Origin of the sequence: Paenibacillus sp. RUD330 (assembly GCF_002243345.2) — a bacterium.
Taxonomy (GTDB): Bacteria; Bacillota; Bacilli; order Paenibacillales; family Paenibacillaceae; genus Paenibacillus_O.
Genome location: NZ_CP022655.2, coordinates 112,501 through 132,495 on the forward strand (window position 1 = coordinate 112,501; position 19,995 = coordinate 132,495).

A 19,995-nucleotide genomic window follows, 5' to 3' on the forward strand; every position below is an offset into this window, starting at 1 on the left:
TCCACTAAGGCCCACCATTTGTCTTTGCAGACAACCTTATACGGGGCCATAGCTCAGCTGGGAGAGCGCCTGCCTTGCAAGCAGGAGGTCAGGAGTTCGATCCTCCTTGGCTCCACCAACTATTTTATTGGAAGTGTCTTTTGCTGAGGTCACACTCGGTAGGGGGCTCGACCGTAAAACACTTGTTCCTTGAAAACTGGATACGAACCAATATGAAATGCTGAAACATCCTTAGCTGTTTCTTAACCAGGCTATACAGCCTCAGGTTAAGCTACTAAGAGCGCACGGAGGATGCCTAGGCGCCAGAAGCCGATGAAGGACGTGGCGAACCACGATAGGCCTCGGGGAGCTGTAAGCAAGCGTTGATCCGGGGATTTCCGAATGGGGAAACCCAGCTGGAGTAATGTCCAGTTACTGCAGAGTGAATACATAGCTCTGCGTGAGGCATACCAGGGGAACTGAAACATCTAAGTACCCTGAGGAAGAGAAAACAATAGTGATTCCGTCAGTAGCGGCGAGCGAACGCGGATTAGCCCAAACCAGGAGGCTTGCCTCCTGGGGTTGTGGGACGTCTCACATGGAGTTACAAAGGAATGGGTTAGGCGAAGAGGTCTGGAAAGGCCCGCTACAAGAGGTAAAAGCCCTGTACCCAAAAGTCCATTCCCTCCGAGACGGATCCCGAGTACCGCGAGACACGTGAAACCTCGTGGGAATCCGGCAGGACCATCTGCCAAGGCTAAATACTCTCTGGCGACCGATAGTGAAGCAGTACCGTGAGGGAAAGGTGAAAAGCACCGCGGGAGCGGAGTGAAATAGAACCTGAAACCGTGCGCTTACAAAAAGTCAGAGCCCTCTATATGGGTGATGGCGTGCCTTTTGTAGAATGAACCGGCGAGTTACGTTCACGTGCAAGGTTAAGTCGGGAAGACGGAGCCGCAGCGAAAGCGAGTCTGAATAGGGCGCCATAGTACGTGGATGTAGACCCGAAACCGTGTGATCTACCCCTGTCCAGGGTGAAGGTGCGGTAACACGCACTGGAGGCCCGAACCCACGAATGTTGAAAAATTCGGGGATGAGGTGGGGGTAGCGGAGAAATTCCAATCGAACTCGGAAATAGCTGGTTCTCCCCGAAATAGCTTTAGGGCTAGCCTCGGTGTTGAGCATGCTGGAGGTAGAGCACTGATTGGGTGCGGGGCCCGCCAAGGGTTACCAAGTCCAGTCAAACTCCGAATGCCAGTCATGTATAACCGGGAGTCAGACGGTGAGTGCTAAGATCCATCGTCAAGAGGGAAACAGCCCAGATCATCAGCTAAGGTCCCCAAGTGTGTGTTAAGTGGGAAAGGATGTGGAGTTGCCCAGACAACCAGGATGTTGGCTTAGAAGCAGCCACCATTTAAAGAGTGCGTAATAGCTCACTGGTCGAGTGACTCTGCGCCGAAAATGTAACGGGGCTAAACACACCACCGAAGCTATGGCATGTACTTTAGAGTACTTGGGTAGGGGAGCGTTGTGTATAGGTTGAAGTCAGACCGCAAGGACTGGTGGACAGTACACAAGTGAGAATGCCGGTATGAGTAACGAAAAGATCAGTGAGAATCTGATCCGCCGTAAGCCTAAGGGTTCCTGAGGAAGGTTCGTCCGCTCAGGGTAAGTCGGGACCTAAGGCGAGGCCGAAAGGCGTAGTCGAAGGACAACAGGTTGATATTCCTGTACCACCGTAAGCCGTTACGAGCAATGGAGTGACGCAGAAGGGTAGTGACGCGGACCGATGGATGTGTCCGTCCAAGCAGTGAGGCTGGTTTGTTGGCAAATCCGCAAACCGTAAGGCTGGGCTGTGATGGGGAGGGAAATTTTAGTACCGAAGGTCATGATCTCCAGCTGCCAAGAAAAGCTTCTAGCCAGGCGAAGGTGCCCGTACCGCAAACCGACACAGGTAGGCGAGCAGAGCATGCTAAGGCGCGCGGAGTAACTCTCGTTAAGGAACTCGGCAACATGACCCCGTAACTTCGGGAGAAGGGGTGCCTCGGTAGGGTGAATAGCCCGAGGGGGCCGCAGTGAAAAGGCCCAAGCGACTGTTTAGCAAAAACACAGGTCTGTGCGAAGCCGTAAGGCGAAGTATACGGGCTGACGCCTGCCCGGTGCTGGAAGGTTAAGGGGAGCGGTTAGGGGCAACCCGAAGCTGTGAACCGAAGCCCCAGTAAACGGCGGCCGTAACTATAACGGTCCTAAGGTAGCGAAATTCCTTGTCAGGTAAATTCTGACCCGCACGAATGGCGTAACGACTTGGGCGCTGTCTCAACGAGAGATCCGGTGAAATTTTAATACCTGTGAAGATGCAGGTTACCCGCGACAAGACGGAAAGACCCCATGGAGCTTTACTGCAGCTTGATATTGGACTTTGGTACGATCTGTACAGGATAGGTGGGAGCCTTGGAAGCCGGAGCGCCAGCTTCGGTGGAGGCACCGTTGGGATACCACCCTGATCGTATCGGAGTTCTAACCTGGTACCGTGAAACCGGTACAGGGACCGTGTCAGGCGGGCAGTTTGACTGGGGCGGTCGCCTCCTAAAATGTAACGGAGGCGCCCAAAGGTTCCCTCAGAATGGTTGGAAATCATTCGCAGCGTGCAAAGGCATAAGGGAGCTTGACTGCGAGACCTACAAGTCGAGCAGGGACGAAAGTCGGGCTTAGTGATCCGGTGGTACCGAATGGAAGGGCCATCGCTCAACGGATAAAAGCTACCCTGGGGATAACAGGCTTATCTCCCCCAAGAGTCCACATCGACGGGGAGGTTTGGCACCTCGATGTCGGCTCATCGCATCCTGGGGCTGAAGTAGGTCCCAAGGGTTGGGCTGTTCGCCCATTAAAGCGGTACGCGAGCTGGGTTCAGAACGTCGTGAGACAGTTCGGTCCCTATCTGTCGTGGGCGCAGGAAATTTGAGAGGAGCTGTCCTTAGTACGAGAGGACCGGGATGGACGTACCGCTGGTGTACCAGTTGTTCCGCCAGGAGCACCGCTGGGTAGCTACGTACGGACGGGATAAGCGCTGAAAGCATCTAAGCGCGAAGCCCCCCTCAAGATGAGATTTCCCAGTATGTAAGACCCCTGGTAGACGACCAGGTTGATAGGTTCGGGGTGGAAGCGCAGCAATGCGTGCAGCTGACGAATACTAATCGGTCGAGGGCTTATCCTATGGTAAGAAAAGCAAATGGACTCAGCATCCATCCTATTGGTTCGATCCAGTTTTCAAGGCGCAAGCCACGTCTTGAACACGCGTAACGTTTGGTGGCGATGGCGGAAGGGAACCACGCGTACCCATCCCGAACACGACCGTTAAGCCTTCCAGCGCCGATGGTACTTGGACCGCAGGGTCCTGGGAGAGTAGGACGTCGCCAAGCACAGAGTGAAGCCTGATCCGCGAGCAATCGCCGATCAGGCTTTTTTTGTATGTTCAGGACAAGCTCATTTGTTTGGGACAGATGCTCATTTTCAACAAACGGTCTTTGCCCGATTAATTCCCTTCAATCCGCTCATACTAATCATCACCAAATTAGACATTGGAGGTGAAGCAGATGAAGGGGAATCGAAGCATTCGAGTCGCGTTGGCGACAGCCGGAATCATGATGTTGGGGCTTGCCATTCCCGAAGGCAATGGAATCGCACCCGGAGCGTATAGGCTGACGGCTTCCATCCAAGGCTGGAACACCGGTATCGGGAAACACCCGGATGATCTCAAAAAGCAGAATGGCCATGCACATTCCGTCGCTGAACATTCTTTAGAAACGCATAAAAAGCTTTTCGAAGCCGGCGGCACAGCCGCGGCAGCGGGTGCGAAGGCGCCGGCCGGATTCGGGAAACAGGCCGATTCAGTCAAAGGTCATGTTGCCGAACCCGTCAGAGGCATCTATGTATCCGGATACGCAGCAGGAAGCCCGAAGGCGATGGGAAGGCTTCGCGAACTGGCGAGGCGGACAGAAATCAATGCCATGGTCATCGATGTCAAAGATGATTACGGCTTGCTGACCTATCCTTCGGAAGTGCGGCTTGCCCATCGGATCGGAGCCGATCGCAGGCCTCTCATGGCTCAGCCCAAGCAATTGATCGACGAGCTGCATGCCGAAGGGCTCTATGTGATCGGCAGGCTAGTCGTTTTCAAGGATGCCTGGCTGGCCAGCCGCGTACCGGATTGGGCTCTGCATGAGCGGAGCGGCAAGGTATGGAAGGATTCAAAGGGGAAGGCCTGGATCAATCCTTATCGAACCGAGGTCTGGAATTATAATATCGCGATCGCCAAGGAAGCCGCCCGGCTGGGATTTGATGAGATTCAATTCGACTACGTCCGCTTTCCCGCCAATGGAAAGCGGGCAGAGGCGGTCATTGATTACGGCTCGCACGGGACAACGAAACCGGAAGCGATCGGGCAATTCCTCGGCCGCGCGCGGGACGGGCTGCATGGAAAGCCGATATCGGCGGATGTATTCGGCCTGGTTACATCCTCATCGGATGATATGGGAATCGGCCAGACATGGCGTTCGGTCGCTTCGAGCGTGGATGCCATCTCGCCCATGGTCTATCCTTCGCATTACTCGGCGGGCATGTATGGAATTCCGCAGCCCGATCTCAATCCATCCGCTGTCATCCGGAAATCGATGAGCGACGCCGCCGCCCGCAACCGCTACCTGATCCAGAGCGGAATCAAGCCCGCTCAGATCAGGCCTTGGCTGCAAAGCTTTACAGCGACATGGCTGCATCCTCACCTTGCCTATGGGGAGAAGGAAATCCGGGAGCAGATCCGAGCCGCCCGCGAAGCAGGGGTCGATCAGTATCTGCTCTGGAGTCCGCGCTGCATCTATCCTTTGACCTCATCATCTTCATTGATGGGCGAACAGCGAGGATGAACTGCCAGAAGGAACAGCATCTGCCGCGGCAGCCATCCAAGAGGCTCATGGTCTGGAAAGACGTGGAAGAGCCTCTGAAAATGACTATGAAAGCAAGATTCCGCTAGGTTGACAGCCCTATACCCCTCTGCTAAGATGGTCAATAATATATTTCGGCAAGCCATAACAAATAGGAGGAAATCATTCGTGTGGGAATCGAAATTCGCTAAAGAAGGCCTCACGTTCGACGATGTGCTGCTTGTACCCCGCCGCTCGGAGGTGCTGCCGCGCGCAGTCCAGGTCGGTACCCAGATGAGCGAGAGCGTCAAGCTGAACATCCCGCTGATCAGCGCGGGCATGGATACCGTAACGGAGGCTGCCTTGGCGATCGCGCTGGCGAGAGAAGGCGGCATCGGCATCATTCACAAGAACATGACGATCGCCCAGCAAGCGGAAGAGGTCGACCGCGTCAAGCGCTCCGAGAGCGGCGTCATCACGAACCCGTTCTCCCTGACTCCCGAGCATCATGTGTACGACGCGGAAGAGCTGATGGGCAAATACCGCATTTCCGGCGTGCCGATTGTCAATGAAGAGGGCAAGCTGGTCGGCATTTTGACGAACCGCGACCTTCGTTTCGTGCATGATTACTCCATGAAGATCAAAGAAGTGATGACCCACGAAGAGCTGGTGACGGCTCCTGTGGGTACGACGCTGCAAGAAGCGGAAGTCTTGCTTCAGAAGCATAAGATCGAGAAGCTGCCGCTCGTAGACGAGACGAATACGCTCAAAGGCCTCATCACGATCAAAGACATCGAAAAAGCGATTCAATTCCCGAGCGCTGCCAAGGACAAGCAGGGCAGGCTGTTATGCGGAGCTGCCGTCGGCATCTCCAAGGACACGGAAGAGCGCGCTGCGGCGCTCGTCGAAGCAGGCATCGACGTTCTCGTCGTGGATTCCGCGCACGGGCATCATATCAATATCATCGAAGCCGTCCGCAATTTGCGGAGCCTTTATCCCGAGCTGACGATCATCGCCGGCAACGTCGCCACGGCTGAAGCGACGAGAGACCTGATCGAGGCTGGAGCCTCGGTCGTCAAAGTCGGCATCGGTCCCGGCTCCATCTGTACGACGCGCGTCATCGCCGGCATCGGCGTGCCGCAGGTAACGGCGATTTATGACTGCGCGACGGCGGCACGCGAATACAACGTGCCGGTCATCGCCGACGGGGGCATCAAGTACTCCGGCGATATCACCAAAGCGATCGCAGCAGGCGCCAGCGCGATCATGATCGGCAGCCTGTTCGCCGGCACCGAAGAAAGCCCGGGCGAATCGGAGATCTACCAAGGCCGCCGCTTCAAGGTTTATCGCGGCATGGGCTCGCTCGGCGCGATGAAGGAAGGCAGCAAGGACCGCTATTTCCAGGAGAACGAGAACAAGCTCGTGCCGGAAGGCATCGAAGGCCGCCTGCCTTACAAAGGGCCGCTGGCCGATACGGTCCATCAGCTGATCGGCGGTCTGCGCGCAGGAATGGGCTATTGCGGAACGGCGAACATAGAAGCGCTCAAGAACGATACGTCGTTCATCCGCATCACGGGCGCGGGTCTTCGCGAGAGCCATCCGCATGACGTTCAGATCACGAAGGAAGCCCCGAACTATTCGCTCTAGGAACAAGGATTAGATTTTTCTAAGAAGCAGTCCGCGCCGCGCGCGGACTGCTCTTTTTGCGTGTCGGACAAAGCAAAAACATCCCCCGCCTCGTTAACGGTATGGTACAATAAAACCTGATTAATCCATGGTGAAGGAGAGAACAAAGTTGAAAGCAAGATTCGCTCCGGCTCTCGTGAAGCCGGTTGTCTCCGCCATCGTGGCGGTTACTCTCATTACAGGCTCTTATATCGCTCCGGCTATTACTCCCGCGGCATCCGCGGCACCCAATACGAGCAGCAGCAACGCCCCGGCAGTCAGCAAGGACAACCCGCTTGGCCTGGCTGCAGACGCGGCCATCCTGATCGATGCCGACACGGGACAAATCCTCTATTCCTATAACGTGGACAAGCCCCTGCCTCCGGCAAGCATGACCAAGATGATGACGGAGTATATGGTTCTCAGCGCTGTCAAAAGCGGCAAGCTGAAATGGGATCAGGAAATATCGGTCAGCAAGGAAGCGGCAAGCACGCCGAAGGATGGATCCCAGATCTATCTGGCGGAAGGAGATACCCATACGGTCAAGGAGCTGTACACGGCTATGTCGGTCGCGTCGGCCAATGATGCGACTGTCGCGCTGGCCTCCTTCCTGGGCGGATCCGAGGCCGGCTTCGTCACCGAGATGAATGCCAAGGCTCAGGAGCTCGGCCTCAAGACGGCCCAATTCACGAGTGCTACAGGGCTTCTCGACACGACCGTCATCGCGGCCAAGGACATGGCCAAGCTCGCCATGATCATTTTGAAGGAAACCCCGGAGTTCCTCGACTACTCCAAGATTCCTTCCGTCAAGTTCCGCGAACGGGACGCCAAGCCGATGATCAACAACGACTGGATGCTTGAAGGCAACAAAGGCAACACCAACTTCAAGCAGTATGTCTATGACGGCGTGGACGGCATGAAGACGGGCTATCTCAGCGCAGCGGGATATTGCTTCACGGGAACGGTCAAGCGCGGCGACACCCGTCTGATCAGCGTCGTGTACCATACCAAGACCAAAGGCGCCCGCTTCCTCGAGACGCGCAAGCTGTATGACTGGGCATTCAGCAACCTGGAGCGCAAAACGATCGTTCAGCCGAAAACCGTAGTAGAATCCGCGGCGGAGGCTACAATAACAAAAGGCAAAGAAAAAACCGTCAGCCTGGTGACGGAATCCGACTTCACGCTCATGGTGAAGAAAGGCGCGGCAGTCGAGCCGAAGATCATCTCGACGTCGATTCCCAAGGCGGGCGAGCTTGTCGCTCCGGTCGCACAGGGACAGAAGATCGGAACGGTTACGTATAAGTACACGGATGCCGACACCGGCACAGCGGTAACGAAAGAGATCAATCTCATCGCGGCCGAAGGCGTGGAGAAGGCCGGCTGGTTCAAGCTGATGCTGCGCGGAATCGGAGGCTTTTTCTCCGGCTTGTTCAAGGGCATCGTCGACTTGTTCTAAACGAATGCTAACAGCGGAATAAGCAAGCGAAGCCGTGCTGCATGAAGTGGGGGCTCGGACAGTCCAAGCTGTCCACGGAACAATCCATCGGGAACGGACATTTGCAGTTATTGCCTTCCCGCAATAGTTTCATGCATGAGTTGTCGCCGCTTGGCGTACATGATAGAATTTGGGATAATCAACTCGGAAAAGTTGTCATCGCCCTGTCTTGGGCGAACAGACTATAGGAGGCTTTCAGACCATGTTGGAAACAGGAACATCGCGAGTTAAACGAGGTATGGCGGAGATGCAAAAAGGCGGCGTCATCATGGACGTCATGAACGCGGAGCAGGCCAAGATCGCCGAAGCGGCAGGCGCTACGGCAGTCATGGCTCTTGAGCGCGTGCCTTCGGATATCCGCGCGGCAGGCGGCGTAGCCCGCATGGCGGATCCGACCGTCCTCGAAGAGGTGATGAAGGTCGTTTCCATCCCGGTCATGGCCAAAGCCCGCATCGGCCACTATGTGGAAGCGCGCGTTCTGGAAGCGCTCGGCGCCGACTATATCGACGAGAGCGAAGTGCTCACGCCGGCCGACGAAGTGTTCCATATCGACAAGCGCGAATTCACGGTTCCGTTCGTATGCGGAGCCAAGGATCTGGGCGAGGCTCTGCGCCGCATCCAGGAAGGCGCATCGATGATGCGTACCAAGGGCGAGCCGGGAACGGGCAACATCGTTGAAGCCGTTCGCCACATGCGCCTGATCACGGGCCAGATCCGCAAGATCAAAGGCCTGTCCAAGGACGAGCTGTATGCGGAAGCCAAAAACCTTGGCGTCAACTACGAGCTGCTGCTCGACGTGCACGAGACGGGCAAGCTGCCGGTCGTCAACTTCGCTGCAGGCGGCGTGGCTACGCCTTCCGACGCAGCCCTGATGATGCATCTGGGCGCTGACGGCGTATTCGTCGGCTCCGGCATCTTCAAGTCCGACAACCCGGAGAAATTCGCCCGCGCCATCGTGGAGGCGACGACTCACTATACGGACTACAAGCTGATTGCCGAAGTATCCAAAAACCTCGGCGGAGCGATGAAGGGCATCGAGATCTCCAAGCTGGCGCCGCATGAGCGCATGTCCGACCGCGGCTGGTAAGCGGCGGCAGAAAGAAAGAAGGCCTTAGCGAATGACCCAGAAGATCGGTGTACTGGCGCTCCAGGGCGCCGTAGCAGAGCATATCCGCAGTCTCCAGGCAGCCGGCGCGGAAGCGGTCGCGGTCAAGCGAGTCGAGGATCTGGAGCAGCTGGACGGGCTTGTCATCCCTGGCGGCGAGAGCACGACCATCGGCAAGCTGATGCGCAAGTACGGCTTCATCGACGCGCTGCGCAAGTTCCATGAGGCGGGCAAGCCGCTGTTCGGAACCTGCGCAGGGCTGATCGTCCTGGCCAAGACGATCGAAGGGGGCGAGGAGCCTCATCTCGGCTTGATGGACATGTCTGTCGTACGCAACGCATTCGGCCGCCAGCGCGAAAGCTTCGAGACGGAACTCGCCATCCAAGGCATCGACAATCCGGTGCGAGCCGTGTTCATCCGCGCTCCTTTGATCGGCGAGGTAGGCAGCGGCGTCGAGGTCCTCTCGACGCATAACGGCGAGATTGTCGCCGCCCGCGAAGGAACGCTGCTGGCGGCATCGTTCCATCCGGAGCTTACCGACGATTACAGCCTGCACGCCTACTTCGCGAACATGGTTCGAGAAGCGGCCCAGGTGAAGCGATAATCAATCCGTCAGGGTGGACGTTACAACGTCCGCCCTGATGTCTGTTTTTTTCAAGAATCAGAGAGGGGTGCCCCGACCGTGCTTGACGTACGACTGCTTAGAAATGAATATGACCGGGTAGCCAAAGCGCTGACCGACCGCAAGAAACCGCTGGACCTGATCTCCTCCTTCCCGGAGCTGGACGCGAAGCGCCGCGGAATATTGCAGGAAGGCGAAACGCTGAAGAACCGCCGCAATACGGTGTCTCAGGAAGTAGCCAAGCTGAAGAAAAGCGGCGGCGACGCCGAAGCCCTCATCGTAGAGATGCGCGAGGTCGGCGACCGCATCAAGGAGCTCGACGAAGAGCTGCGCGTGCTGGACGAGGAGCTTGAGGCTCTTCTGCTCGCGATTCCGAACATGCCGAATGAAAGCGTGCCGGTCGGCGGCGGCGAGGAAGACAATGTCGAGATCCGCCGTCATGGCGAGCCCCGCACGTATGAGTTCGAGCCGAAGGCCCACTGGGATCTGGCTGAAGGACTCGGCCTTCTCGACTTCGAGCGGGCGGCCAAGGTCACCGGCTCCCGATTCGTTTTCTACACCGGTCTGGGCGCACGCCTGGAGCGTGCTCTCCTCAACTTCATGATGGATCTGCACAGCGACCAGCACGGCTACTCCGAGGTGCTGCCTCCGCAGATCGTGAACCGCGACAGCCTGGTCGGAACCGGGCAGCTGCCGAAATTCGAGGAGGATCTGTTCAAGATCAAGGACAGCGAGTATTATCTGATCCCGACGGCGGAGGTTTCGGTAACGAACCTGCACCGGGAAGAAATTCTCGCCCCAGATGACCTTCCGAAGCGTTTTGTCGCTTTCAGCGCATGCTTCCGTTCCGAAGCCGGAGCGGCAGGACGGGACACGCGCGGCCTGATCCGCCAGCATCAGTTCAACAAGGTGGAGCTCGTGAAGCTGGCCAAGCCGGAGGAGTCCTATGACGAGCTGGAGTCCATGACGCAGAACGCCGAGCGTGTGCTGCAGCTGCTGGGCCTTCCCTACCGCGTTCTGCAGCTCTGCACCGGCGACATGGGCTTTTCGGCCGCGAAGACTTACGATCTCGAAGTATGGCTTCCAAGCGCCGATACGTACCGCGAAATCTCCTCCTGCTCCAACTGCGAGGACTTCCAGGCCCGCCGTGCCGGCATCCGCTTCAAGCGCGACGCCAAGAGCAAGCCGGAGTTCGTGCACACGCTGAACGGCTCGGGTCTCGCGGTAGGCCGTACGGTCGCCGCAGTCCTGGAGAACTATCAGCAAGCCGACGGCACGATCCTCGTGCCTGAGGTGCTTCGTCCTTACATGGGCGGCATCGAGGTCATCGGTCCGCGCGGTTGATTCTTATGCTTTGAAGCGCCATCCCTTGAAGGAATGGCGCTTTTTTTGGCTTCGATTGGTTGCCTAGAGGGAAACGGCTATGGTACAATGCTCAGGTATTGAGCGATGGAGAGATACCGAAGCGGTCATAACGGGGCGGTCTTGAAAACCGTTAGGGTGCAAGCCCACGTGGGTTCGAATCCCACTCTCTCCGCCATATCCTTTCAACTAACGCACAAGCCTGGACAGCAAATGTCCGGGCTTTTTTTGTTTTTGCTGCTACCGAGACGGCTTGTCGTTCAGCGCTCAGAGAGCATTTTGGGCGCATCATCGTCATGCGTCGTATTGCGTTGTGCCGAGGCATAGAAAACCTGATTTCGATGCAACCTACGGGATGGAGGTGGAAGGCCAATGAGCAATCCCGATATGCTTCTGCTGGACCAGTCCCGCTTGGTCGAGGCCTGGAACGAAACGCTCCCGACAACGATGAATGAGACCGACCGCTGCGAAGTCCATGCCGATGAAGAGGATCCGCGCTCGCTGCGCGTCACGATCTTCGGCGCCGGGCATCAGATGTACTCGTACGATTTCAAGGTCACGTATGTCGACAGCCGGGAAGTGAAGGTGACGCTGATCGATGTCGACCAGGACAAGCAGACGATCGATGAACGCAAGGAGCTCGTTCAGGAGCAGGTAGCCGACTATATCCGGCATCTGCATGAATGCGCCCAGGCGCTGCACCGCTTGACCAAAGTCTGAAGCAAAGGGTGATGGAGCTTGACGAAGCAAAAAGGACCGGATAAAAACCTGCAGAATGTGGCCAAGGATCTGGAGCTGGAGCCGGTGAACGCGCATAATGCCAACCAGCTGCAGCGCCAGTCGGAGGACCGCAGGCATCAGGACAACCTCAACCACGAAGACGAGACCGATCTGGATCATCCATTGACCTGACCTTAGACAGCAAAAGGAGGAAAAGCCGATGAGCAAGCCGGACAGCATTCCGGTACCGAATCCGGATGAGGACCGCAAGGCATCCCGCGACCGGGACCACGGACAGCCGCAGCAGCCGATGTCGGGCAGCAAGACGGTCAAAAACCGCAATCATGTCGACCATCACAATCCCGAGGGCGGTTGAGCCGGAAGGAACAGCAGTGGGATCGAAGCCGTTTCCGTATCGCGGGAGCGGTTTTTCCTTATGTGGATTATTATTCAAATCGAATAATTTTTTGATTACTTGTTCTCCCCCTTATTCAAGTCCCATCGACAATGGTAGAATACAAAGAGTAGATTTCACGCAGGATTCAAAGGAGGAAATACATTGAACGCGAAAAACCGGCCCTGGAAGCAAACGCTGGCAGTCCTGTCCGCTGCGGCGCTTGTAGCGGCCGCCGGATGCAGCAAATCCCCATCTCCGAAGGCAGAGCTCGAATCCGCCCTTGCGAGCATCGCAGCGGCTTCATCCTATGCTTTCCATTCGACCGTTGAAATTGACGATCTTCAGCTCCCTTCCGGTCAAGCCGCCGGCGCCGCATCCGGCGAAGCCGCCAGCCTGCTGAAGGGAATGAACATAACGATGGACGGCGTCTATCAAAAGGATCCGATGCGCACGGACGCCGACGTCCAGCTGGCGCTTCCCGGCAATCCCCAAATGAATCTGACGCTGCCGATCATCATGACCGGCAACAAGCTGTATATGAAAGTGCCGTCGATTCCGGCCCTGCCTGCGACCGCGCAGCTGGCGGACAAATATGTCGTCATCGACACGGACAAGCTGGCCGAGGAGCAGGGTCAGCAAGCCGCGGCGCTGGATCCTGCAGTTCAGCAGAGGCTTATGCTGGAAGCCGGAGCGGCTTTCATCAAGCCTTTTGAAGAGAAGACCTACTTCAAAAGCTTGAAAGCGAAAGACGTGCAGGGTCTTCCTGAAGGTCTGGAGCCGGACTCCGTCTCCCAATTCCTGATCGACTCCTCCAATGCCGAGGATGCCAAGGCTACCGCGGCGCAGAAGGCGATTCCTGCCGTGCTCGACGTGCTGCTCGGCAACGATCAGTACCTGAAGGCGCTCAGCATGGACAAGGCGGAAGCGGAGACCAGCAAGAAGCAGCTGCAAGATCCGCAGTCGGAGCTGTCCAAGAAGCTGAAGGAACAGCTGAAGCTCGGCGAGGTCAAGGTGCTGGGAGCGGTCAAGGACGGCAAAATGGCCTACGAGAGCGTCGACGCCAGCATCGAGTATGCCGGAGGCGAATCCGGTCCGCTCAAGCTCGTCATGCATTCGACGACGTCGTACAGCAAGATCGGCGAGAAGGCTGCCTTCACGGGCGCCATTCCGACCGATGCGATTCCGGTCGAGCAGCTTGAAGCGGCGCTGCAAGGTTCCGCCGGCAGCAAATAAGAACAGGTCTGAAGCCTTGCTTCAAACGGCTTCTGTCCTTCCATGGAGCCGCCTCGTCCCGAGGCGGTTTTTGGCATGGGCAAAATGCGGAAGAGGCATTCCCTGGAATGAAAATGGAAGCGATTACTTTTTTCATTGACAGAGGAAAAACAGGAATGATATGCTAAATAATAGAAACATGCGCAAACGTTTGCACTATTCTTTTCATCCGGCCTTAATAAGGCCCTATTCCAATCTGGGGGGAAACAAGATGAAATGGCAGCGGATCATCCGCAACCGGAGCCTAGGCGCCGTCATGGCCTGCTTGCTCGTCATGCAGCTGTTGGCCGGCCTTGGACAGGCTCCGATTGTAAGCGCTAACAGCGAGAAGCCTGTTCCTACGGCATCATCCAGCGTCTATGAGGATCAGCCGGGCGGCACGTCCAGCTGGTATGTCGCCGGCACCGTGAACGGCTGGAACAATGCCGACGCGAATTGGAAGTTCAAGCATCTGACCGGCGGCTTGTACGCCTATACGGCGGCGCTCGATGCCGGGGATTACGAGTTCAAGCTGACCAAGAACGGCACTTGGGACGGTTTCGGCGACAATGGGGAAAATTTCAAGCTGAAGCTGAATCAAGCCGAATCGGTCACCTTCTTCGTCAACGACGAGATCGGACAAGCCCGTATCTCGGCGCCCGGGGTGCATGGACTGGCTCAATACGTTCCGTCGCTGGACGAGAACAAATGGCCGCGTCTGGTCGGAACCATGCAGAAGAAGCTCGGCGATCCCGCGGATTGGGATCCGGCCGGAGCGACATACCGGTTCCTCGATTACAACCTGGACGGCAGCGTGTACAAGCTCCAAGTGCAGCTGCCTGAAGGCCGGTATGAGGCCAAGGTTGCCTTTGGCCCTAACTGGGATGAGAACTACGGAGCGACAGGTCAAAACGGCGACAATCTGAACATTGTCGGAGGCGACGACCTGTACGCCATCTTCAGCATCGACTACAAAGGAGATCAAAAGCTGACGGCCGACACCTTCCTTGCCGGCGGCGGCTCGAACGGCAAGATCAACAAGGACGCCATCCAGTTCGACAGCCGCTCGCTCACCTTCAAGAAGCCGTTCGGCGCCATCGCCGAGAACGGTACGGATCTCACTCTCCGCGTGGCGGCTGCCCAGGATGATGTGGAGATGGCGCGGGTGGAGCTAACGAATGCGGAAGGTCTCGCATCGACGCATGAAATGCGCAAGGTGACGACCGTGGACGGCAAGGATTACTGGGAAGCCTTCATTCCGAAATCCGTCTTCACCGGTATTGGAATCTGGGGGTATAAATTCATCCTCATCGACGGCTCGGCCAAGCTGGAGCTCGGCGACGACAAGAGCGGCACGGCAAGCCGCGGCGGAACGGGCGCCGCGATGGAGGACGGCGCGGTGCCGTTCGACCTGACGGTATACAAAGCCGACTACAAGACTCCGGACTGGATGAAGAACGCCGTTGTGTACCAGATCTTCCCGGACCGCTTCTTCGACGGGAACCCGGACAACAACCGCGCCAAGCTGGTGGACGGCTACCGCGGGGAGCGGAACGAGGATCGGGCCGTCAAGGACGCTCCGATCAAGTCGCTGCCCCTGCAATACTTTGACGGCGGTGTGGAGAACGACCCCGCTCCCGGACAAGTCGCGGGCCAGTGGAGCGACGTACCGGAAAATCCGGATCGCGTGAAGCCGGAAAACAAGCCGTATTACCCGAACGCGACTTCGGACGGCACCTGGACCAACGAATTCTACGGAGGGGATATCCAGGGCATCGGGATGAAGCTGGATTACCTGCAGTCACTCGGCGTGACCGCGATCTACCTCAATCCCGTCGCTTGGGCGGCGTCCAACCACAAATACGATGCCACCGACTACAAGCATCTGGACCCGATGTTCGGCGAGCCGGTGTACAACACGCCCGGCGATCCGGCCTCCGGCCTCAACTACGAGGAGACGCGCAAGGCGTCGGACAAAGTGTTCATCGACTTCTCCAAGGCCGTCAAGGCCAGGGGCATGCATCTCATTACGGACGGCGTGTTCAACCACGTCGGCGACGACAGCATTTATTTCGACCGCTACAGCAAATATCCGGAGATCGGCGCTTACGAGTATTGGGCGAAGGTCTATGACTTGCAGAACGCGGCGAAAGATAAAGGAGAGAGCCTCGACAAGGCGGCAGCCGAGCAGCAGGCCCGTGCTTTCTTCACAGGCAAGGTGAACCCCGCGACGGGCAAGAACTACGAATACCCGGCCGACTTCGGCTTCATCGACTGGTTCACGGTGGAGAACGTGAAGGTGCCGGACAAGGACAGCGCAAGCACGCATTACAAATACGATGCCTGGTGGGGCTACGATTCCCTGCCGGCGATGGATGCCAAGACGCCGCAGCCGGGCGACGCGGACGCGATCGGCTCCTCCGAGGAGCAGCATGAGTGGAACAATATCGGCTACCGCGAAGCGGTCATCGGGCATGATCTAAGCGGCAAATCCGCCGAGGATGCCGAAGCGGCCATGCAGGACGTCGTCTCGCAGCGCTGGCCTTGGATGGGCTCCGGCGGCTGGCGGCTGGACGTCGCTCCCGACGTCTCGACCGGAACCTGGCAGAAGTTCCGCGAAGCCGTCAAGTCGACGGCGGGCCTCAAGGACGCAGGCGGCAACGTTATCGAGGATCCGATCATTTTGGGCGAGGAGTGGGGCGTAGCGACGCATTACCTGCTCGGAGACCAATTCGACTCCGTCATGAACTACCGCTTCCGCGGAGCTCTGCAGGCGTTCCTCATCGGCGGCGACGCCAAAACCTTCAACGATACGCTTGAATCCATCCGCGAGGATTATCCGGAGCAGGCCTGGCAGGCCATGCTCAACCTGGTGGATTCCCATGACACGACGCGTTCCATCACGAAGCTGATGTTCCCGAACTACGAGGAGGAGCATCTGGTCATCGCCAAGGATGCGGACGACAAGGCGCTCAAGCAGCAGGCGCTGGTCGCCCTGTTCCAGATGGGCTATCCCGGCGCGCCGACGATCTATTACGGCGACGAGGTCGGAGTGACGGGCACGAAGGATCCGGATTCCCGCCGCACGTTCCCATGGGAGCGGGTCGTGGAGAACGCTGGCTCTGACGGCAAAAGCTACACGGCGACGGGTCCCTACGCCGGCCTGCTGGACTCCTACCAAAAGGCGGCCAAGCTCCGCGAAGCGGAGGCGGTGCTGCGCACAGGCGATCTGAAGGCGGTCTACGCCAGCGGCGACGCCATCGCTTACGCCCGCAAGAACGACACGAAGGCCGCGCTCGTCTCCATCAACCGCGGCAATGCCGAGCAGACAGTAACCGCCGACGTGACGGGCTACCTGCCGGACGGCCTGAAGCTTGTCGACGGCCTGGGCAGCGGCATCAGCGCTGTCGTAACCGGAGGCAAGCTGGAATATACGCTGCCGGCTCTCTCCGGGGTCATGATGATTTCCGAAGGCGCGTTGTCGCCAGTATCGGAAGTCGGCGGCCTGCTCGCCAAGGCGGGCAACGGCAGCGTCGAGCTTGCCTGGAACGCCGTTGACGGCGCCGAGGGCTACCGCGTCTACCGTTCCCTGATCGACGGCGGCAAGCTGGAGCTGGCCGGCACGAGCACGGAAGCGGCATTCACCGACACGGCCGTAACCAACGGAATCAAGTACTATTACAGCGTCGCTGCCTTCCAAGGCGCTTCCGAAGGATTGCCGGGCCCGACCGTATCGGCGACTCCGGCCTATCCCATCACGGAAGTGTCGGCCGTATCGACCGTCGCAGCGGACGTCTATCTCGGCGTAGGCCGGACGACGGGCGAGCTGACCGTATCCGTGAAGGCTCCCGGCCTGACGGACCGGGGAGACGGACAGCAGCCGGAAGGTCTCATCGGCAAGCTGATGTATTTCCCGGACGGCTCGGCCAAGGGCGAGGCCGCTTCCAAGCCGCTGAAGTTCAAGGCGGACGGAGCCGGCGGGGACAAGGTGTATGCGGCTTCCTTCGAACCGCTGCAAGCGGGCGTGTATCGTTATTACGCAGCCTTTTCGTCCGACAATGGGGAAACCTGGACGGAATCGCCGGAGACGACCCATGTCACGGTGTTCCCGAATGAGGACACGGATGCGCCGGCCGCTCCGGAGCTGGCCGCCATTACGGTGGAATCCAGCCGGGCGGTGCTGAACTGGACGAGCGGAGACGACTCCGTCTATGGCTTCGAAATTTATCGCGCTGCCGGAGCGGACGGCCCGTTCAAGCGGATCGCTTCGGTCACGGGCGGCAAGCGCAGCTATACCGACTTTACGGTGAGCAACGACACGGCTTACCGCTACAAGGTCGCGGCCTACGACATGGCGTACAACCGCAGCTTCTCGGAAGAGCAGAGCGTGACGCCGAAGCTGGTCATGGTGGATGTGACACTCCGTCTCCATCTGCCGGATTATACGCCCAGCACGGATGACATCACCATCGCGGGCGATTTCAACGGCTGGAATGTGACATCGACCAAGCTGAACGTGCCGAGCGGCGCGACGAACCGCAGCGTGGTTGAGTATACGTTCAAGATGATGGCCGGCAAGTCGATCCAGTACAAATACGCCCGCGGCGATTGGGGCAAGGAAGCTCTCACCAGCCACAGCCATCTTGCCGGGGATACGAAGGATCCGGGCAACTGGGCCTACAGCTCCACCGACACCAATATGCAGCTGAACATTAAAAATCAAGGCGGCAACCGCATGGTGATCGACGACTACGTCCTCCGCTGGGTGGACATGCCGTTGATGGTTCTCCAGCCGCGCATTTCTTACGGCGAAGACATCCGCTACTCCACGGACGAGGACCATTGGACGCTCAGCGCCAACGTTCCGTACGGCGTGGCCTTCACGATCAACAACCAGCCGATCGCTGACGGAGCCATGGATGCCCAGGGCAATGTGTATCTGCCGAACATCCCTCTGGAGCCGGGCGAGAACCGGTTCGTGCTCCATATCGAGCCGACGCAGGAGACGCTGAACCTGCCGTTCTATACGGATAAAGGACGGGCGAGCCAAGCAACCAAGAATATCAATGTCGTCATTGACCGCTCTTCGGACGAAGCGACGCCAAGCGCGAAGCCGAGTGAGTCGCCAAGCCCGACGCCGAGCACAAAGCCGAGCGAATCCCCGGCGACGCCAAGCGCGAAGCCGAGTGAGTCGCCAAGCCCGACGCCGAGCACGAAGCCGAGCGAGTCGCCGGCTGCAACGCCAAGTCCGAGCAGCGCGCCTTGGACGCCGTCCCCGACGGCTGCTCCAAGCGCTTCTCCGTCTCCATCGCCGGCCGGGCACACCTTCTCGATCTCGGCTGCCGACCTCAAGCCGGATACAGGCGGCGAAGTGGACGTGACGCTGGGCGAGGCCGTCCAGACGGTGCTTATTCCTAGAGAAGCCGCCGGTCTGGCCGCAGGCTCCGTGCTGCGGATCCATAAGGGCACAGCCACGATCGTGCTGCCGCAGGAACTGTTGGCCGCAGCGGCTGCGGAAGGCAAGGGCGGCCTTGTCCTCCGCCTGGATGAAATCTCCGGCACCGAGGCGGACGCTCTTCTGGCCGGACTCAAGAAGCAAGGCCGATTCGGCAGCCTCGCGGCGACCGGCTCTGCCATTCAGGCGAGACTGCTCGTCCAGAACGGAGATTCCGAGCAGGCGGTATCCGCGAAGGGCATGAAGCTGAGCTTCAAAGCGGCTTCCGCGGCGGACGGGAAGACGGCTAACGTATACCGGATCGACGGAACCGGAACGGGGACCTATGTCCGCGGAACGTGGAACGACGCCGACGGCAGCTGGACCGTTCCGGCTGACAGCAGCTTCGCTTATGTGCTGCTTCATGCCGGCCGCATGTTCGCCGATCTCCCTGCCGGGCATTGGTCGGCAGCGGCCGTCCAGTTCCTGGCGGCCCGCGAGCTCGTGAACGGCGTCTCGGAGCAGCAGTTCGCTCCGAACAAGGCCGTCACCCGCGCCGAATTCGCCGCGATGCTCGCCCGGATTCTGGAGCTGAAGCCGGGCAGCGCCAAACCTTTTGCGGATGTAGGCGAGAACGCCTGGTATGCGGATTCCGTCAGCAGCGCCTATGAGGCCGGAATCATCGGCGGCAGGGGCCATGACGCCTTCGCTCCGGGAGTGCCCGTCACCCGCGAGGAAATGGCGGTCATGCTGATGCGCGCTTATGCGTACGGAGTCAAAGCAGGCATGGTGACGGCATTGCCGTCGAATCCGTCCGCTTCCACCTTCAAGGACCAGTCCGCCATCAGCGGCTGGGCAGCGAAGGATGTCGTCGGAGCCGCAGGGCTTGGACTGCTCGGCGGAAGGGACAACGGCTCCTTCGCTCCGGCGGAGCAGCTGACCCGCGCGGAAAGCGCAGCGGCGCTCTACCGCTTGCTGAGCCGATAAGATCAAAAAAGAGGCTTGGGGATGCACATCCCCAAGCCTCTTTGTCTATCCATCAAGCGTTC

The 19,995-nt window shown here is 58.5% G+C and carries 11 protein-coding genes, 3 tRNA genes and 2 rRNA genes (1 of these 16 only partly in view); all 16 read left to right on the top strand.

Annotated elements, in window-relative coordinates; genetic code table 11:
* Positions 1-17, top strand: a tRNA-Ile gene (locus CIC07_RS00515); it begins 60 nt to the left of the window's first position.
* 25 nt (positions 18-42) lie between these two features.
* A tRNA-Ala gene (locus CIC07_RS00520) sits at positions 43-118 on the top strand.
* 146 nt (positions 119-264) lie between these two features.
* Positions 265-3,193, top strand: a 23S ribosomal RNA gene (locus CIC07_RS00525).
* Positions 3,194-3,281: 88 nt separating this feature from the next.
* Positions 3,282-3,398 (top strand): 5S ribosomal RNA (rrf, locus tag CIC07_RS00530).
* A 543-nt stretch (positions 3,399-3,941) separates the two neighbouring features.
* Positions 3,942-4,898, top strand: a complete 957-nt coding sequence (locus CIC07_RS00535; protein WP_234993110.1) for a putative glycoside hydrolase — start codon at positions 3,942-3,944, stop codon at positions 4,896-4,898.
* Between the two features lie 186 nt (positions 4,899-5,084).
* A complete protein-coding gene (gene guaB, locus CIC07_RS00540) occupies positions 5,085-6,542 on the top strand; it encodes an IMP dehydrogenase (RefSeq protein WP_076359625.1) in 1,458 nt (485 codons plus the stop codon).
* 148 nt (positions 6,543-6,690) lie between these two features.
* Positions 6,691-8,016, top strand: a complete 1,326-nt coding sequence (locus tag CIC07_RS00545) for a D-alanyl-D-alanine carboxypeptidase family protein (RefSeq protein WP_234993109.1) — start codon at positions 6,691-6,693, stop codon at positions 8,014-8,016.
* A gap of 241 nt (positions 8,017-8,257) precedes the next feature.
* A complete protein-coding gene (pdxS, locus tag CIC07_RS00550; protein ID WP_200801164.1) occupies positions 8,258-9,142 on the top strand; it encodes a pyridoxal 5'-phosphate synthase lyase subunit PdxS in 885 nt (294 codons plus the stop codon).
* Between the two features lie 31 nt (positions 9,143-9,173).
* Positions 9,174-9,764 (top strand): pyridoxal 5'-phosphate synthase glutaminase subunit PdxT, encoded by a 591-nt coding sequence (pdxT, locus tag CIC07_RS00555; RefSeq protein ID WP_076359621.1) that lies wholly within the window; start codon positions 9,174-9,176, stop codon positions 9,762-9,764.
* Between the two features lie 78 nt (positions 9,765-9,842).
* A complete protein-coding gene (serS, locus tag CIC07_RS00560; protein ID WP_076359619.1) occupies positions 9,843-11,126 on the top strand; it encodes a serine--tRNA ligase in 1,284 nt (427 codons plus the stop codon).
* 107 nt (positions 11,127-11,233) lie between these two features.
* A tRNA-Ser gene (locus CIC07_RS00565) sits at positions 11,234-11,322 on the top strand.
* A gap of 194 nt (positions 11,323-11,516) precedes the next feature.
* Entirely contained in the window at positions 11,517-11,864 is a 348-nt protein-coding gene (locus CIC07_RS00570; RefSeq protein WP_076359617.1) for a hypothetical protein, read from the top strand.
* Between the two features lie 18 nt (positions 11,865-11,882).
* A complete protein-coding gene (locus CIC07_RS00575; protein WP_165895281.1) occupies positions 11,883-12,056 on the top strand; it encodes a hypothetical protein in 174 nt (57 codons plus the stop codon).
* 28 nt (positions 12,057-12,084) lie between these two features.
* Positions 12,085-12,240: a small acid-soluble spore protein P gene (locus CIC07_RS00580; protein WP_076359616.1), complete on the top strand. Its 156-nt coding sequence runs from the start codon at positions 12,085-12,087 to the stop codon at positions 12,238-12,240.
* 183 nt (positions 12,241-12,423) lie between these two features.
* A complete protein-coding gene (locus CIC07_RS00585) occupies positions 12,424-13,494 on the top strand; it encodes a hypothetical protein (RefSeq protein ID WP_076359615.1) in 1,071 nt (356 codons plus the stop codon).
* A gap of 250 nt (positions 13,495-13,744) precedes the next feature.
* On the top strand, positions 13,745-19,933 hold the full coding sequence (locus CIC07_RS00590) for an alpha-amylase family glycosyl hydrolase (RefSeq protein ID WP_094248302.1): 6,189 nt from the start codon (positions 13,745-13,747) through the stop codon (positions 19,931-19,933).
* Positions 19,934-19,995: the final 62 nt, after the last annotated feature.